At 60.1% G+C, this 16,354-nt stretch carries 14 protein-coding genes; 5 read left to right on the forward strand and 9 right to left on the reverse strand.

The window, feature by feature from the left end:
- Positions 1-2: 2 nt before the first annotated feature.
- On the forward strand, positions 3-1,058 hold the full coding sequence (locus tag ACYP2Q_RS27980) for an ABC transporter ATP-binding protein (RefSeq protein ID WP_459733440.1): 1,056 nt from the start codon (positions 3-5) through the stop codon (positions 1,056-1,058).
- Between the two features lie 132 nt (positions 1,059-1,190).
- Here ACYP2Q_RS27980 and ACYP2Q_RS27985 read toward each other — a convergent pair whose 3' ends face one another.
- Entirely contained in the window at positions 1,191-2,120 is a 930-nt protein-coding gene (locus tag ACYP2Q_RS27985; RefSeq protein ID WP_459733441.1) for an AraC family transcriptional regulator, read from the reverse strand.
- A 337-nt stretch (positions 2,121-2,457) separates the two neighbouring features.
- Between ACYP2Q_RS27985 and ACYP2Q_RS27990 the strand changes: the two genes are divergently transcribed.
- Positions 2,458-2,811 (forward strand): putative quinol monooxygenase, encoded by a 354-nt coding sequence (locus tag ACYP2Q_RS27990; protein WP_459733442.1) that lies wholly within the window; start codon positions 2,458-2,460, stop codon positions 2,809-2,811.
- 41 nt (positions 2,812-2,852) lie between these two features.
- A complete protein-coding gene (locus tag ACYP2Q_RS27995; protein WP_323626982.1) occupies positions 2,853-3,083 on the forward strand; it encodes a hypothetical protein in 231 nt (76 codons plus the stop codon).
- Here ACYP2Q_RS27995 and ACYP2Q_RS28000 read toward each other — a convergent pair whose 3' ends face one another.
- The 6 genes from ACYP2Q_RS28000 to ACYP2Q_RS28025 form a co-directional block, all read right to left on the reverse strand.
- A complete protein-coding gene (locus tag ACYP2Q_RS28000) occupies positions 3,084-3,713 on the reverse strand; it encodes a flavin reductase family protein (RefSeq protein ID WP_459733443.1) in 630 nt (209 codons plus the stop codon).
- A gap of 258 nt (positions 3,714-3,971) precedes the next feature.
- Complete coding sequence (locus tag ACYP2Q_RS28005; protein WP_459733444.1) at positions 3,972-4,187, reverse strand: hypothetical protein; 216 nt, start codon at positions 4,185-4,187, stop codon at positions 3,972-3,974.
- Between the two features lie 322 nt (positions 4,188-4,509).
- Positions 4,510-5,829 carry an MFS transporter gene (locus ACYP2Q_RS28010; protein WP_459733445.1) on the reverse strand — a complete coding sequence of 440 codons (1,320 nt, stop codon included), beginning with the start codon at positions 5,827-5,829 and terminating at the stop codon, positions 4,510-4,512.
- 307 nt (positions 5,830-6,136) lie between these two features.
- A complete protein-coding gene (locus ACYP2Q_RS28015) occupies positions 6,137-7,462 on the reverse strand; it encodes a sigma-54-dependent transcriptional regulator (RefSeq protein ID WP_459733446.1) in 1,326 nt (441 codons plus the stop codon).
- Entirely contained in the window at positions 7,456-9,222 is a 1,767-nt protein-coding gene (locus ACYP2Q_RS28020; protein ID WP_459733447.1) for an ATP-binding protein, read from the reverse strand. Before ACYP2Q_RS28020 ends, ACYP2Q_RS28015 begins: the two co-directional genes overlap by 7 nt.
- Positions 9,223-9,367: 145 nt before the next feature.
- Positions 9,368-10,891, reverse strand: a complete 1,524-nt coding sequence (locus ACYP2Q_RS28025; RefSeq protein ID WP_008061943.1) for a fumarate hydratase — start codon at positions 10,889-10,891, stop codon at positions 9,368-9,370.
- Positions 10,892-11,202: 311 nt separating this feature from the next.
- On the opposite strand from ACYP2Q_RS28025, the gene ACYP2Q_RS28030 reads away from it, so the two are divergent.
- Complete coding sequence (locus tag ACYP2Q_RS28030; RefSeq protein ID WP_459733448.1) at positions 11,203-12,309, forward strand: GGDEF domain-containing protein; 1,107 nt, start codon at positions 11,203-11,205, stop codon at positions 12,307-12,309.
- On the forward strand, positions 12,302-13,237 hold the full coding sequence (locus ACYP2Q_RS28035) for an iron-sulfur-binding ferredoxin reductase (RefSeq protein WP_459733449.1): 936 nt from the start codon (positions 12,302-12,304) through the stop codon (positions 13,235-13,237). The genes ACYP2Q_RS28030 and ACYP2Q_RS28035 overlap by 8 nt, the downstream gene beginning before the upstream one ends.
- A 46-nt stretch (positions 13,238-13,283) precedes the next feature.
- Here ACYP2Q_RS28035 and ACYP2Q_RS28040 read toward each other — a convergent pair whose 3' ends face one another.
- The gene (locus ACYP2Q_RS28040) at positions 13,284-14,555 is read right to left on the reverse strand and encodes an NHL repeat-containing protein (RefSeq protein ID WP_459733450.1); all 1,272 of its coding nucleotides are present in this window, start codon (positions 14,553-14,555) and stop codon (positions 13,284-13,286) included.
- A gap of 209 nt (positions 14,556-14,764) precedes the next feature.
- The gene (pyk, locus tag ACYP2Q_RS28045) at positions 14,765-16,216 is read right to left on the reverse strand and encodes a pyruvate kinase (protein WP_008052494.1); all 1,452 of its coding nucleotides are present in this window, start codon (positions 16,214-16,216) and stop codon (positions 14,765-14,767) included.
- Positions 16,217-16,354 lie beyond the last annotated feature (138 nt).

Genomic DNA, 16,354 nt, shown 5'->3' on the forward strand with positions numbered 1-16,354 from the left:
TTATGTCTGGTCTGATTCTGGAAAACGTCGAGAAACATTACGGCTCGGCCTGCGCGGTAAAGGATGTAAACCTGCATTTGCCCGAGGGCAAACTGGTGTGTTTCCTCGGCCCCTCGGGGTGCGGCAAAACCACTTTGCTGCGGATGATCGCCGGGCTGGAAACCCTGAGCGGTGGCGAGATTCGCCTGGACGGCGAGGACATCGGCCATACCCCGGCGCACCTGCGTAACTTCGGCATGGTGTTCCAGTCCCTGGCGCTGTTCCCGCACATGACCGTGGGCGAAAACATTGCGTATCCACTGAAGCTGCGCGGGGTCAGCAAGGTTGATCAGCAGGCGCGGGTGGTGGAGTTGCTGGAACTGATCCAGCTGCAACCGATGATTGATCGGCCGGTGGCGAAACTGTCCGGCGGCCAGCGCCAGCGCGTGGCGATTGCCCGGGCGATTGCCAATCACCCGAAAATCCTCTTGCTCGACGAACCGCTGTCGGCGCTGGACGCCAAGTTGCGCGAGTCGATGCAAGTGGAAATACGCCAGCTGCAACAGCGCCTGAACATCACCACCATCATGGTCACCCACGACCAGCGCGAAGCCATGACCATGGCTGATATCGTCGTCGTGTTGGGTGAGCACAAGGTGCAGCAGGTGGGTACGCCGATCGAGATCTACCGTCACCCGGCCAACGAGTTCGTCGCGGACTTCATCGGCTCGGGCAACATCTTCCCGGCCACGGCGCTGGGCAACGGCAAGGTCAGCCTGCCGGGCGGCGATGCGCTGCAAGTGCCGATCTGCAGCAGCATCGTGGTGGGGGAAAAAGTGAAGATGCTGATTCGCCCCGAAGACCTGCAACTGTCGGCGCCCCAGGCCACGGCGGGTAACCGCTTGCTGGGCAAGGTGACGTTCGTGCGGGATATCGGCGCGACCATCGAGACGACGGTGGAGTGTTCCGGAGTGTCGTTTACGGCGTTGAGTACGCCGTGTCAGGGCTTTGGCTTGAGCGTTGGGCATCCGGTGTCGGTGACCCTTCCGGCAGAGGCTTGCCGGGTGCTCGGCGCGTGATTCGTGTTTGATGTTGGCTTTGCCGGCCCCATCGCTGGCAAGCCAGCTCCTACAGGTTTTGTGAACGCCACAGATCACCGTGGGAGCTGGCTTGCCAGCGATGAGGCCATCAGCCACACAGAGAAAGCTGGATCAAACCGACAACCGCAACCGCGCCAGATCCCGCAACGGCGGCGCCCCGAACAACCGGCTGTACTCCCGGCTGAACTGCGAAGGGCTTTCATAACCCACCCGATAACCCGCCGCCGAAGCCTCCAATCCTTCCGCCAGCATCAGCCGGCGAGCTTCCTGCAAGCGCAACTGCTTCTGATACTGCAACGGACTCATCGCCGTCATCGCCTTGAAGCGGTGATGCAAGGTCGACACGCTCAGGTTCACTTCCTTGGCCAGATCATCAATGCGCAACGGCTGCTCATAGTTACCGTTGAGCCACTTGATCGCCTGGCTGATGCGATGACTCTGACTGTTGGCAATGGCGATTTCATACAGCCGGTGCCCTTGCTTGCTGCGTAACAACCGATAGAGAATTTCCCGGCGAATCAGCGGCGCGAGCATGGCGATGTCTTTCGGTGTGTCGAGCAATCGCGCCAGGCGCAGCACGGCGTCGAGCATGGCGCTGTCGAGCTGTTCGACATACAACCCGCGCCCGGTTGGCCGGGTGGGGACGCCGAGGGGCCCGGCGTCGGCGATCAACGCGGTGATTTCCGTCGGGTCGATGTCCAGCCGCAAGGCCAGGATCGGCTCCTCGGCCGAGACATCGACCACCCGCCCGCTCAGCGGCATCGAGACCGAGACCACCAGGTAGTTCAGCGGGTCGTAGTTGAAGTACTCGTTGGCCAGCTGAACTTCCTTGCGCCCTTGGGCCATGATGCACAGCGCCGGTTGCGCGAGCACCGGGGCGAACTCGTGGGACTGGCTGTGGCGCGACATGAACAGTGAGCCAATGGCAGTGGCATAACTGCCATCTTCGGCGGTGTTGCGACGGATGATCGCCGCCAGTTCCGCGCGTTGCTTTTCCATGTCGGTGTCAAGCGGGGCTTGAAAGTGATCGAACGACGACATGCAAGGCATCCTCGGCAAGGCATGGGTGATGGGCAGAGCATAAGTTTGTGCAAGCAGCAGCGGTAGACACATCCTGCCTGATGCTTGCCTGATTCTGCACGGGGTAATTGCCCTGCACGGACAAGGCAGGACGCAGACGGGAAAACTTGCTTGAAACTCGTAAGGCACAACCCGGGCAGTGTTTTACACATTGTTACAGGCGGCCTCTGCACGTTCGCAGGATTGTGCAACACGCCGGCAGGATTCGACTAACCATCCAGGCGCTGTGACCTTTAACCTTTGATCCTGTCGCAGCCCGTCCCCCTGGCTGCCACGCGACTCCCCGGGAGGGTTGAACATGTCCAAGCAGATCCCCGTCAGTCATATGGCCTTTGTCCGAGCGCGCGCCGGACGTTCCCAAGAGCTGGGTATGCGCCTGAGCGCGCTGATCGAGCCGTCCCGCGCGGCACCTGGTTGCCTGAACTTTGCCTTGCAGCATTCGTTATGCGACCCCGAGTTGTGGCTGGTGTCCGGCTTCTGGGTCAACCAGCAGGCCATGACCGCGTATTTCAGCACCCCGGCGATGGAGGTTTTTGCCGAGTTGGTGCAGGAACTGGTGGTCAACAGCCTGGATTTTCACACCTTCAAGGATGTGTCGGCGGCGCAGGCCTTGCGTCAGTCCGGGGCAGATATACACAAACTGGCCGGTTGAGGGTTTAATGGCGGCATTCTCAACCAGCCAGGATTCGCGACATGGCACGTAAAGCCTTTGAACACTTCGAAGCTGTTTCCGCCGTAGTACCGGGCGAGGGTGGTTACCACGCCGCTATCGCCGTCAAAGCGCTGGGTGGTTCCGGCGCCCCGCGTTTTCACAAAGTGCTGGAAGGCCAGACTTTCAAGACAGCCAATGAGGCTGATCTGGCGGCCGCCAAGGAGCTGACCCGCTTGAAAGATGTCAAGGAAGACACCGACCTGCTCTGGTGATTACTTCACCGCCCCCGGGCGGTACATCTTGAACAACGCCTCAGGCCCCAACTGGAAATAATCCGCCGGCCCGCCGCCGCGCAGAATCGGTTCTGCGGCGGCGGTGTCGTACACCCCATCCTTCAACAGCCACTTGGCGATATGCACGGCGACCACTTCGCCGAGAATCAGCCAGCTCGGTACCACATTGCCGTCCGCCCGCTGCAGCTGAATGATCTGCGTGACCTTGCACTCGAAAGACACCGGGCTTTCGGCGACCCGTGGCACCTGAATGACTTTCGAGGCGACGGTGCTAAGGCCCGCCATTTCGAATTCGTTGACCTGGGGCTCGACCATGGCGCTGCTTTGGTTCATCCGCTCGGCCAATGGCCGGGTGGCCAGGTTCCAGGCGAATTCGCCGGTCTGTTCGATGTTGTTCAGGCTGTCTTTGCGCCCGACGCTGGAAAAACCAATGATCGGCGGAATGTAGTTGAAGGCATTGAAAAAGCTGTAGGGCGCCAGGTTCAAGCGGCCTTCGGCATCCTGTGAAGAAATCCAGCCGATGGGGCGCGGGCCGACGATCGCATTGAACGGATCGTGGGGCAGGCCGTGGCCGTTGGCGGGTTCGTAATAGTGGATGTCGTCGGGCATGGAGCTTGTACCTGTGGGCTGCTTTCGAGTATCGACAATAGTGCAAGGCCAAGCCGCCGATTACCAGTCAGACGAAGAACCCTGTGGGAGCGGGCTTGCCCGCGATGAGGGCATTACATTCAGCATCACTGTCAACTGTTGAGCCGCCATCGCGGGCAAGCCCGCTCCCACAGGTTTTCTTGATCAGTCTGGACATTTCTGGTGCCTGAAAAATGACTAAGCCCGGCCGAAGCCGGGCTGTGATGCCGCGTGAATGAATCAGCTGACGGTAGCGCCGCCCGTACGGTCATAACCATCTTCGGCAACAGTGGCGCCGCCAGTGTGGTCGTAGCCATCTGCGGCAACAGTAGCGGAGCCAGTGCGGTCATAACCATCGGCGGCAACCGCGGAGCCTGTGCGGTCATAACCGTCGGCGGCGAAGGTGTTGGCGGCCAGTACGGACAGGGCGATGGCGAGGAACAGTTTGGTTTTCATCTTCATTTCTCCAGGTTCTTTGGCGTTTTCTGTCTTGGGTATGGGTTTCATGCTACGCCAATTAAACTGATTAAAAAGCGCAAAAATATGCTAGAAACAATCGATTAACTAGATGTTAACGCCGTCCCGCTTTTTCGCTTTCAGGGGCTGAATGAGCGAATCGCAGTCAATCGATCAGGCAGGCTCAGGATGGAAAATGAGCATTAACTCGTGATTAATCTGTCTGACTTTGTGCATGACGGATTTTCATTTGGCGCTCAGCACAAACAAAAAAGGGGCAGACCCCGACGGTCTGCCCCCTTTTTTCATGACGCGCCTGGACTTAGTCGGTGAGGATCCGCGAATGCTTGCGGGTGTCCTTCATGGTGATGTACACCAGCAACGACACGGCGATGCACGCGGTGACATACCAGTAGTAACCGGTTTCCATGCCGATGCTCTTGAACCACAGCGCGATGTATTCAGCGGTACCGCCGAAGATCGATACGGTCAGGGCATACGGTAGGCCCACGCCCAGGGCGCGGATTTCGGTTGGGAACAGTTCGGCCTTCACCACCGCGTTGATCGAGGTGTAGCCGCTGACGATGATCAGCGCCGCCATGATCAGGAAGAACGCGCCCCACCAAGTCGTGACGGTGTGCAAAGTGGTGAGGATCGGCACGGTGAACAGCGTCCCAAGAATGCCGAAGGCAATCAGGATCGGCCGGCGACCGATTTTATCCGACAATCCGCCGACGATCGGCTGTAGGCACATGAACAGGAACAGCGTGGCGGCGGAAATGGTGGTGGAGTCGGAGATGCTCATGCCGACGGTGTTCACCAGGTATTTCTGCATGTAGGTGGTGTAGGTGTAGAACGCCAGCGTACCGCCCATGGTCAGGCCGACCACGGTCATCAGTTCCTTCGGGTGGCGCATCAAGGTGCGCATCGCGCTTTCCTTGGCTTTTTCTTTCTTGGTGAACGACTCGGTTTCTTCCATGCCGCGACGCAGGTACAGCGCGACCACGGCACACAGCGCACCGATGGCGAATGGGATACGCCAGCCCCAGGCATAGAGCTCTTCGGTGGTCAGTACGTTTTGCAGGATGATCAGTACGGCCAAGGCTATGAGCTGGCCGGAGATCAGGGTCACGTACTGGAAGCTGGAGTAGAAACCGCGACGCTCCTTGGTCGCCATCTCGCTGAGGTAGGTGGCGGAGGTGCCGTACTCGCCACCGACCGACAGGCCTTGCAGCAGACGGGCGAACACCAACAGGATCGGCGCGCCGATGCCGATGATTTCATAGCCCGGGCTCAGCGCGATCAGCAGCGAGCCGAAGCACATCAGGTATACCGAGGCCATCAGCGCCTTTTTGCGCCCGACTTTGTCGGCGTACAGGCCCATCAGCCAGCCCCCGATCGGACGCATCAGGAAGCCCACGGCGAAAATCGCAGCGGTGTTCAGCAGTTGTGCGGTGGTGTCGCCTTTGGGGAAAAAGGTCTTGGCGAAGTACAGGGAGAAAGCGGCATAGACGTACCAGTCATACCACTCGACCATGTTGCCGACGGAACCGCTGAAGATCGATTTGATACGGCTGGAGGTAGTACGTTCTTTTGTCGGCGCGACGGCCGACCCACGGGGCAGGGTATTGGAATTATCCATTGAAGGATCCTTTAATTATTTTTTGTGGAGCGCGCGTTAACGCAGCCTGCGGGGGCTATAGCAGGAGCTGTGCCAACGGGGAGAGGGGCGGTTTAGAGGGGTGTTGACGCTTGGGTGAGCGGAAATCCGCTTATTCTGGAATGGCTGTGAGCGGAAAATTGCTTATTTGGATTTGGGTGTGGGGTACCTGTGCCGGCCTCATCGCGAGCAGGCTCACTCCCACAGTGGATGAGTGTCGTGCTCACAATCTGTGGTCAACTCGGTCCATGTAGGAGCGGGCTTGCCCGCGAAGAGGCCGGCACAGACGCTACAAAAACATCTCCCGGTTCAACCCATGCCGCTGCATCTTTTCATTGAAAGTGCGGCGCGGCAGTTGCAGCTCTTCAAGCACCGCTTTCACATCGCCCTTGTGCCGGGTCAATGCCGCGCGCAGGCACTGCGCTTCAAAGGCTTCCTGCTGCGCCGCCAGTGACTGCCCGGGTTCGATACCCGCTGGCACCGACTCGCCAAGCCCCAACACCTGACGCTCGGCCACGTTCGCCAGCTCGCGCACATTGCCCGGCCAGTCGTGGCTCAACAGATGGCTCAACTGCGGCCCGCTCAACGGCGCAAAGGTGCGACCCAGGCGCTCGGCGGCACTCTGGGCAAAGGCTTCGTACAACAACGGGATGTCTTCGCGGCGATCGCGCAGCGGCGGCAGGCGCAACTCGGCGACATTCAGACGGTAAGCCAGATCCTCGCGAAAACGTCCGGCCCGTGCTTCCTCGAGCAAGTCCGGTTTGGTCGCGGCAATGATCCGCAGATCCACGCGGATACTCTGGTTCGAACCCAATCGCTCGAGTTTTTGCTCCTGCAGCACCCGCAACAATTTCACCTGCTGGGCCAGGGGCATGCTTTCGATTTCATCGAGAAACAGCGTGCCGCCATCGGCGTATTCGAGCTTGCCGATGCGCTTGCCCTGGGCGCCGGTGAACGCGCCGCTTTCGTGGCCGAACAACTCGGCCTCAAACAGTTGTTCGGGGATGGCCGCGCAGTTCAAGGCGACGAAGGGTTTATCGGCGCGTGGGCCGAAGTCGTGCAGGCAACGTGCAACCAGCTCCTTGCCGCTGCCGGTTTCGCCGCGGATCAACACGTTGACCGGTAGCGCCGCCAGATCGAGCACCTGCCGACGCAGGGTCTGCAAGCCACGGGAAACGCCGAGCAAGGTGGCGTCCAGTTTGGCGCGGTTGTCCGCCTGTACGTGCAGGGCACGGTTTTCCAGGACCAGCCGGCGCTTGTCCAGTGCCCGCCGTAAGCTGCCAAGCAAGGATTCGGGACTGAAGGGTTTTTCCAGGAAGTCGTAGGCGCCATCACGCATCGCGTCGACAGCCATGGGGACGTCGCCGTGGCCCGTCAGCAGAATCACCGGCAGATCGGCATCGCGGCGCTGTATTTCGGCCAGCAGATCCAGACCGCTCATGCCGGGCATGCGCACGTCGCAGAGAATCACCCCGGGAAAATGCCTGGGCAACTGCGCCAGGCACTCGTCGGCGCGGCTGAACAGTTGCACCTCGAAACCCGACAGGCTCAGCCATTGCTCGACGGCGCTGCGAATGCTGATTTCGTCGTCGACCACCATCACTGAATTCAGCATGGCTCATGAGCCTCCGAGTCGATGGGCAAAGTGAGTGTGAACACCGCGCCGTTGTCGTGATTATCGGCGCTCAGGCGTCCGCCCGATTCGTGAACGATGGCGAAGGATACGGCCAGACCGATGCCCAGGCCATCGCCCACCGGTTTGGTGGTGAAAAACGGGTCGAACACTTTCGCCAGGTTTTCCTCGGCAATGCCACTGCCGTTGTCGATGACGCTCAGGCGCCACAGTTGTTCGTCAGCTTCGAGGCGGATTTCCAGGCGTTTGCAGGGTTTATCCTGCATCGCATCCAGCGCATTGCGCAGCAAGTTGATCAGCACCTGCTCCAGGCGAATCGCATCGCCCCGCACCCAGGCCGGGCGCGTCAGGTGCAGCACGGTGCTGACCTGTTCATCGCGCAGGCGCGTGTCGAGCAGCTCAAGCGATTGGTCCACCACCGACGCCAGGTCCAGACGTTCGCGCAAGCCACTGGGGCTTTTACGGGCGAAGGTCTTCAGGTGCCCGGTGAGGGCGGCCATGCGCGTGAGCATGTCATCCACCGGTTTGAGCGCCTTGTAGGCGTCGTCGACGCGACCGTGATCCAGTAACAGGCGCAAGGTCGCCAACTGCATGCGTTGGGCGGTCAGCGGTTGATTGATTTCATGGGCCAGCGCCGCCGACATCTGGCCGAGGGCCGCGAGTTTGGCCGATTGCACCAGACCGTCCTGAGCGGTGCGCAGGTCGCGGGTACGCTCCTGTACCAGCTGTTCAAGCTCTTCGCGACTGCGCTGGCGCATTTTCGCCAGACGCCAGCGCTGATTGAGGAACAGCAGCAGAAACACCAGCGTCAGCCAAAGGCCGGCTGCGGCGAGCGCGGCGTTGCGGCTGTCTTCGAAGGCCACCTGCGGGCGGCGCAGCAGGTGCAGGGTCCAGCCTTCGGCGGCCAGCGGCAGGGATTCCCAAAGATAATCGGCAGGGCCGTCGGGGCCATCGACCCGTGCCAGGTCACTGGTCTCGTCGAAGCGGCGCAACGATCGGTATTCAAGCGGTGTCAGCGGCTGCTTGTCGTATTGGCGGGTGACCTTGAGTTCGGCGTGATCGCTGTCGCTCAGCGGTTTCAGGTGCCGATAGCGCCAGCCTGGCTGGTTGGCGATGAAGATGATTGCGCGGGCGTCACTGACCAGCAAGGTGTCGCTACCCTGGCGCCATTCGCGTTCCAGCTCGGGAAATTCCAGTTTCACCACCATCGCGCCGAGAAACTGGCCATCGTCGTTCGTCACCGCACTGGACAAGAAGTAGCCTGGAATTCCGCTGGTCACCCCCACGGCATAAAAGCGCCCGGTGCCCTGGGTGCGGGTCTGGTTGAAGTAGGGTCGAAAGCCGTAGTTGTGGCCGACGTAGCTGCTGGGCAAGCGCCAATTGCTCGCCGCCACGGCCAGGCCCGTGCGATCGAGCAGTTCCAGGGTCGAGGATTCGGCGGCGCCGTTGATCTTTTCCAGTTTGCGGTTCAGCAGCTCCTGTTGCTCGGGGCTCACCGGGCCTTTGAGTGCGTCGCGCAACTGCGGGTCGAGTGCCAGCACCGAGGGCAGGGCGCGGTAGCGTTCGATCAGGGTGTGCAGCGAGGTGGCGTAAAGCGCCAGTTGCTGATTGGCACGGGCGGCGTCATCGACCAGTGACTGGCGCACGGTTTGACGAACGGCCAGGGTCGCGACGAGGGCGGCGCCGGCGACAATCAACAAGGTATAAAGCGCCAGGCGCAAAGGGCGAGAGGACTCAAACATGCTGGGCATTACACAGGTGTACGGGGGGCGCACCATAACATGGGGCTTCGCTGTCATCCCATAAAAGCGGCTCTTGCAAAATGAGGCAATAAAAAAGGCGACAAGAGCATTCTCCTGTCGCCTTTTGTCGTGCCAGTCGAAGCGCTTACTGCACTTCTACCGCCAGGCTTTCACTGATCTTTTGCTGCCAGATGGCAGGACCGGTGATGTGTACGGACTCGCCCTTGCTGTCGACCGCAACGGTCACCGGCATGTCCTTGACGTCGAACTCGTAGATCGCTTCCATGCCCAGTTCGGCGAAAGCGACAACGCGGGATTTCTTGATCGCTTGCGCCACCAGGTAAGCCGCGCCGCCCACTGCCATCAGGTAAACGGCCTTGTGGTCCTTGATCGCGTCGATGGCGGTCGGGCCGCGCTCGGATTTGCCGATCATGCCCAGCAGGCCAGTCTGCTCGAGGATCTGGCGGGTGAACTTGTCCATCCGCGTGGCAGTAGTCGGGCCGGCAGGGCCAACCACTTCTTCGCGCACCGGATCGACCGGGCCGACGTAATAGATGAAGCGACCCTTGAGGTCCACCGGCAGGGTTTCACCCTTGTTCAGCATCTCGACCATGCGCTTGTGCGCCGCGTCGCGTCCAGTGAGCATCTTGCCGTTGAGCAGGACGGTTTCGCCCGGCTTCCAGCTCTGCACTTCTTCCGGGGTCAGGGTGTCGAGGTTGACGCGACGGGCAGACGGGCCGGCTTCCCAGACGATTTCCGGGTAGGCGTCCAGCGGTGGCGCTTCAAGCGAGGCCGGGCCGGAACCGTCTAGCACGAAGTGCGCGTGACGGGTGGCGGCGCAGTTCGGGATCATGCACACCGGCAACGAGGCGGCGTGGGTCGGGTAATCCATGATCTTCACGTCGAGCACGGTGGTCAGGCCACCGAGGCCCTGGGCGCCGATGCCCAACTGGTTGACCTTCTCGAACAGCTCCAGGCGCATTTCTTCGATGCGGTTCTGCGGGCCGCGGGCCTTCAGCTCGTGGATGTCGATGGACTCCATCAACACTTCTTTCGCCATGACAGCGGCTTTCTCGGCGGTGCCGCCGATACCGATGCCGAGCATGCCCGGTGGGCACCAGCCGGCGCCCATGGTTGGGACGGTCTTCAGAACCCAGTCGACGATCGAGTCGGACGGGTTGAGCATGGCCATTTTCGACTTGTTCTCGGAACCGCCGCCCTTGGCCGCCACGTCCACTTCCACGGTGTTACCGGGAACAATGGAGTAGTGGATTACGGCCGGGGTGTTGTCCTTGGTGTTCTTTCGAGCGCCCGCCGGGTCGGCGAGGATCGAAGCACGCAAGACGTTTTCCGGCAGGTTGTAGGCGCGACGAACGCCTTCGTTGATCATGTCGTCCAGGCCCATGGTGGCGCCATCCCAACGCACGTCCATGCCCACGCGGACAAACACGGTCACGATGCCGGTGTCCTGGCAGATCGGGCGGTGGCCGGTGGCGCACATGCGCGAGTTGATCAGGATTTGTGCCATCGAATCACGGGCCGCTGGCGATTCTTCGCGCAGGTAGGCTTCGTGCATCGCCTGGATGAAATCCACGGGGTGGTAATAGGAAATGAACTGCAGGGCGTCGGCAACGCTCTGAATCAGGTCGTCTTGCTTGATCACGGTCATGAGTCGCGCTCCTCTAAAAGACGGGAACATTCAATAAGGTGCTTGCAGCTTGGGTGCATCGGTCGGTTGCAAGCACCTTTCAAGGCACGCCGGGCAAGCTGGCGCGACGCTAAAAAGGCGCGGCAGTATAACGCGCCTCGGTTCGGTACACACCCGCCGGTGGTCAAACCTTGGTCTCATTGTCGCGATCGGTCCCTGTATCGGGTCAGCCCGAAAATTGAATGGTCATTTATCGGCCACGCCACTAAAGTGACATTCGGTCTGTAGAGTAGGACGCTCTGTCAGTCTCCTTTCATAGGGTGAGTCAACGATTGACCCATAACGCCATCCAGCGCATGTTGCTCAAACGGTTTGCCCTCGCGGCCGGCACTTATGCCCTGGCTTTGCTGCTGCTGTGGCTGGCATTTTTTACTGGCCATTACGATGAATCGCTGGCCGATGTCGCCGTTGGCAGCGCACTCGTGGTCATCAGCCAGGCGGCGTTGTTCGTGGTTTTCTATAGCGGGTGCAACCTGCGTTTCTCCGACCCCAGCCTGACCGAGGCGCAGGTATTGCTGGGGCTGGGCTGGCAAACCTGGCTGATTGCCAATCTGGATGAGGCTCGCGGCGCGTTTCTGGTGTTTTACGTGCTGATTCTGCTGTTCGGGCTATTTCATCTGTCGCGCCGTGCGTTTGCGCGGTGCGCGCTGCTGGTGTTTTTCAGTTTCAGCGCGATCACGCTGTGGGAAGGCTACCACTTCCAGCTGGCCGATCCGGCGCTGGCGGTGTTGCAGGTGTGCGTACTGTTCATTGTTCTGGTCTGGCTGGAGCTGTACGCCCGTTACGTCCAGGCCTCGCACTTGCGCATGCGTCAGCGCCGCTTCGCCTTGCAGGCGCACCAGGACACGTTGCGCGCAATGATGCGCCAGCTCGAGGACCTGGTTGCCACCGACGAGTTGACCGGTTTGTTCAATCGTCGGCATTTCCTGCGCCTGGCTTCGCGCGAACTCAAAGCCATGGACGCTGGTGTCGTGCATGGTCTGGCGCTGATCGACCTCGATCACTTCAAGCGCATCAACGACATTCATGGCCATGCGGCTGGAGATCAGGTGCTGCAGGCTTTTGCCGGCGTGGCGTCGGCCTGCCTGCGCGACGGCGATGTCCTGGCACGCTACGGCGGAGAAGAGTTCGTGGTGTTGCTGCCTGATTGCGATGCTGAACGGTTGACGGCCTGTTGCGAGCGGCTGCGCATCGCCTTCACCGATGTCCAGTTGATCGGCTTGAAAGTGGGCAGTCTCAGCCTGTCCGCCGGCATGACCCTGCTGGACATGGGCGATGATCTTGACGAGGCCTTGCAGCGGGCTGACCAGGCGCTTTATCGCGCCAAGCGTGACGGCCGCAATCGTTGCGCAGCGGCGTGGGAAAACGTCGATGCCTGAATTACGCGTGGGCGATCGCCAATGGTCGGTGGCAACCGGCGCAAATCTGCTCGATACCCTGAATCAGAACGGCGTTGCGGTCCCCTACAGTTGCCGCGCCGGCAGTTGTCATGCCTGCCTGGTGCAGTGCGTGCAAGGATTGCCGAGCGACAGCCGTCCCGATGCCCTGAGCGCAGAGCAGCGTCAGCAAGGCTGGCGCCTGGCCTGCCAGTGCCAGGTGGTCGAGGATTTGCAAGTTCACACCTTCGACCCGCAACAGGACGGTCGTCCGGCCGAGGTCGCCGCCGCCGATTGGTTGAGCCCCAACGTATTGCGCTTGCGCCTGACGACACAGCGGCCATTGCGCTACTGCGCCGGCCAGCATCTGGTGTTATGGGCGGGCAATGTGGCGCGACCGTATTCCCTCGCCAGCCTGCCGGAAGAGGACCGCTTTCTGGAGTTTCACCTCGATTGTCGCCAGTCGGGGGAATTTTGCGATGCAGCCCGTCAACTGAACATCGGTGACCCGATCCGTCTCGGCGAGTTGCGCGGCGGGGCCTTGCAATACGACCCGGACTGGCACGACCGACCGCTGTGGCTGATGGCGGCCGGCACCGGGTTGGGACCATTGTTTGGCGTGTTGCGGGAAGCCTTGCGCCAGGATCATCGGGGCGTTATTCGCGTCATTCACCTGGCCCATGATGCCAACGAGCATTATCTGGCCAAGCCGCTGCACGCCATGGCAGCCAGTCGTCCGAACCTCACGGTCGAACTCTGGACCCCAGCCGAGTTACCCGCGGTCCTGGCGCAACTGCGCCTTGTTTCCCGGCAAACCCTGGCTTTGGTCTGTGGTGCTCCCGACAGTGTTGACGCCTTTGCCCGACGCCTGTACCTGGCGGGGTTGCCGCGCAATCAGCTGCTGGCCGATGTGTTTCTGCCGCGCGGTTGAGCAATCAAGACGCGATACCGGTCAAAAAGCCAGAAACACCGACGATTCAGGTATGAATACGGCTCACTGAAAAGCGCGAAGACCATTGTCGCGCGCCGATAACTAAAGTGGTATCAGTTTGGACTGCAATGCATGTTGCCGCCGTAGGCATGTAGACGGCATACGGATCTGAGTAGCCGTCCGTGCCGAAAGTCGGGTCTTCTGTTCCATTCTCGGTAATGCGTCCTACGAGACCGTGTCGGAGGTAGTTGATTTCACCGGCAGCAACAATGGATCCCTGAGAGTCCAGGGCACCTCCTTGCCATAGTGAACCCAAGAATTTGCCGTCGGTTACAACCGGTTTTCCGTGATTGAAAGCAGGGTCAGGCATACCCTTGGCAAGCGTTCTGATAATGCAGGCATTGCGCTGGTTTTGGTCGATCCAGCCAACGACAATCAGCGCATCGTCTGATTGACGCAGTAAAAGTTGGCGGGGTTCCATAGAGCCTTCTTCTGACTTTAGAGTAATAAATCCGTCAGTACCGAAGTCTAATTTGATGCTGCCGTCAGGATGGAACGCGGCTAAAAATCCTTCTGTCTGCGTAACTCCAGCGACAATGATCGTACCGTCGCGTTGAGTCACGACTGAATGAACGGCGGACGCACCGCCAGGGTGTCGAAAAAATACATAGCCAGAACGGTTGAACGTCGTGTCCAACTCGCCGTTGGGCGTCAGTCGAATCAACACTCCCCATCCTGTACGTGCTGGGCTGCTGCGCGAATAAAACAGGATAGTGTCTGAGTTCTTATTGCCCCTCGAGGCAGGGGGCAAATCAGTCATTTCAGGGGAGCAAGCTTGGGGGCTTTCGTCTTTTGGTGGTTGCTCCTTGAGGATGAACACCCCGTTCTTTGCAAAAACAGGATTGCTGGAGCCGCTGAAATTAAAGAGTGCGGCTGCGGGGTAGGCTGTAAATGGAATGTCCTTGTCGTCAACTTGACCTGTGACGAGAATTTTTTTGTCACCCATCAAGGTCAGTTTATTGGGCGTTGATTTGCTGCCTTCGTTTCCGAAGCCTTGAGTGGTGTATCCGGTGCGCTTACCTTCGTGCAAATCTGTGCCAAATTCCATGTCAAGTTGTCCGTCTTTATGAAGGCGGAAAAGTTTGAACATGTTGTTATCAGCCACAAGGCCGACAATTTTACCTTGATGTGGTCCATCACTCGTAACGACAGCGATGTCTACCAGGGGGCCGCCTTCGACGCTAGTTGATCCATTGGTGCCGAAGCTCAGATCAATCTCACCGGGTTGATTCACTTTCTTGGGGGGAGGAGGCAGCATGATGTTCTCCATTGAGATAAATGAGATGTTTGCGCCGTAAGGCGAGAACAGGGTCATTTAGCCTAAGGGGGAGGATTTTTTATACTGTCAAATGTGACAGGTTGCCAATGTCCGGTAGCTGAGGCGCAGACTCCAGGAACACAAAAAACCAAACGAAAAAGGCCCCGCCATTCTCATGGCGGGGCCTTTGTTTTTCAGCAAACGGTCATTCAGACCATCGGATCGCCAACGTGCAGGATCTTCATGCCATTGGTGCCGCCGGTGGTGTGGTAGCTGTCGCCCTTGGTCAGGATGACCCAGTCGCCTTTCTGTACGACGCCGCGCTTGACCAGCTCGTCGATCGCCTTCTGGCTGACTTCGTTCGGCGCCAGCGAAGCCGGATCGAACGGGATGGTGTACACGCCACGGAACATCGCGGCGCGCGCCTGGGCTTCGCGGTGTGGCGTGAATGCGTAGATCGGCACCGAGGAACGGATGCGCGACATGATCAGCGGGGTGTAGCCACTTTCGGTCAGGGCGATGATCGCTTTGACGCCCGGGAAGTGGTTGGCGGTGTACATGGTCGCCAGCGCAATGCTCTCGTCGCAGCGCTCGAACTCTTTGCCGATACGGTGGCTGGAGGTCTTGCTGGTCGGGTGCTTCTCAGCGCCGACACAAATGCGCGCCATCGCCTGAACGGCCTCCAGCGGGTATAGACCGGCAGCACTTTCGGCCGAGAGCATCACGGCGTCGGTGTAGTCGAGCACCGCGTTGGCTACGTCGGACACTTCGGCGCGGGTCGGCATCGGGTTCTGGATCATCGACTCCATCATCTGGGTCGCAACGATCACCGCCTTGTTGTGGCGGCGTGCGTGCAGAATGATCTTTTTCTGGATGCCCACCAGCTCGGCGTCGCCGATTTCCACACCGAGGTCGCCACGGGCCACCATCACGGCGTCGGATGCCTTGATCAGGCCGTCGAGGGTTTCGTCGTCGGCCACGGCTTCGGCGCGTTCGATCTTTGCCACCAGCCAGGCGGTGCCGCCGGCTTCGTCGCGCAGTTGACGGGCGTATTCCATGTCCGCGGCGTCACGCGGGAAGGAGACCGCGAGGTAGTCGACTTCCATTTCCGCGGCGAGCTTGATGTCGGCCTTGTCTTTTTCGGTCAGGGCCGGAGCGGTCAGGCCACCACCGCGACGGTTGATACCCTTGTGGTCGGACAGCGGGCCGCCAATGGTTACGGTGCAGTTCAGTTCGGTAGCGGTGGCGGTGTCGACGCGCATGACCACGCGACCGTCGTCGAGCAGCAGTTCGTCGCCCACGCCGCAGTCCTTGACCAGGTCCGGGTAGTCGATACCGACCACTTGCTGGTTGCCTTCGGTCAGAGGATGGCTGGTGGAGAAGGTGAATTGATCACCGATCTTCAGCTCGATCTTCTTGTTGGCGAATTTGGCGATACGGATTTTCGGGCCTTGCAGGTCGCCCAGCAGGGCAACGAAGCGGCCATGCTTGGCCGCCAGGTCACGCACCAGCTTCGCGCGAGCCTTGTGCTCGTCGGGGGTGCCGTGGGAGAAGTTCAGGCGGGCGACGTCCAGGCCAGCCAGGATCAGTTGTTCGAGGACTTCCGGCGAGTTACTGGCCGGGCCAAGGGTGGCGACGATTTTGGTACGACGGACGGACATGCAAAGACTCCTGAGTTCAAGCGCTGAGTGAGGCTACTATGCTCTTGGGGTGTAGTCATTGTTCATGTGCACTACTTATTCGTTTGTTTATTGAACCGAACACTTTTGGTGAGCGGCCGCCTGAAGATTTTTGCCAAT

The organism is Pseudomonas sp. MHK4 (assembly GCF_054600775.1).

Coding starts and splice junctions, on each gene's coding strand:
- ACYP2Q_RS27980 (WP_459733440.1), top strand. CDS start 3: ATGTCTGGTCTGATTCTGGAAAACGTCGAGAAACATTACGGCTCGGCC.
- ACYP2Q_RS27985 (WP_459733441.1), bottom strand. CDS start 2,120: ATGTCGTCGTTCGATCACTTTCAAGCCCCGCTTGACACCGACATGGAA.
- ACYP2Q_RS27990 (WP_459733442.1), top strand. CDS start 2,458: ATGTCCAAGCAGATCCCCGTCAGTCATATGGCCTTTGTCCGAGCGCGC.
- ACYP2Q_RS27995 (WP_323626982.1), top strand. CDS start 2,853: ATGGCACGTAAAGCCTTTGAACACTTCGAAGCTGTTTCCGCCGTAGTA.
- ACYP2Q_RS28000 (WP_459733443.1), bottom strand. CDS start 3,713: ATGCCCGACGACATCCACTATTACGAACCCGCCAACGGCCACGGCCTG.
- ACYP2Q_RS28005 (WP_459733444.1), bottom strand. CDS start 4,187: ATGAAAACCAAACTGTTCCTCGCCATCGCCCTGTCCGTACTGGCCGCC.
- ACYP2Q_RS28010 (WP_459733445.1), bottom strand. CDS start 5,829: ATGGATAATTCCAATACCCTGCCCCGTGGGTCGGCCGTCGCGCCGACA.
- ACYP2Q_RS28015 (WP_459733446.1), bottom strand. CDS start 7,462: ATGCTGAATTCAGTGATGGTGGTCGACGACGAAATCAGCATTCGCAGC.
- ACYP2Q_RS28020 (WP_459733447.1), bottom strand. CDS start 9,222: ATGTTTGAGTCCTCTCGCCCTTTGCGCCTGGCGCTTTATACCTTGTTG.
- ACYP2Q_RS28025 (WP_008061943.1), bottom strand. CDS start 10,891: ATGACCGTGATCAAGCAAGACGACCTGATTCAGAGCGTTGCCGACGCC.
- ACYP2Q_RS28035 (WP_459733449.1), top strand. CDS start 12,302: ATGCCTGAATTACGCGTGGGCGATCGCCAATGGTCGGTGGCAACCGGC.
- ACYP2Q_RS28040 (WP_459733450.1), bottom strand. CDS start 14,555: ATGCTGCCTCCTCCCCCCAAGAAAGTGAATCAACCCGGTGAGATTGAT.
- pyk (WP_008052494.1), bottom strand. CDS start 16,216: ATGTCCGTCCGTCGTACCAAAATCGTCGCCACCCTTGGCCCGGCCAGT.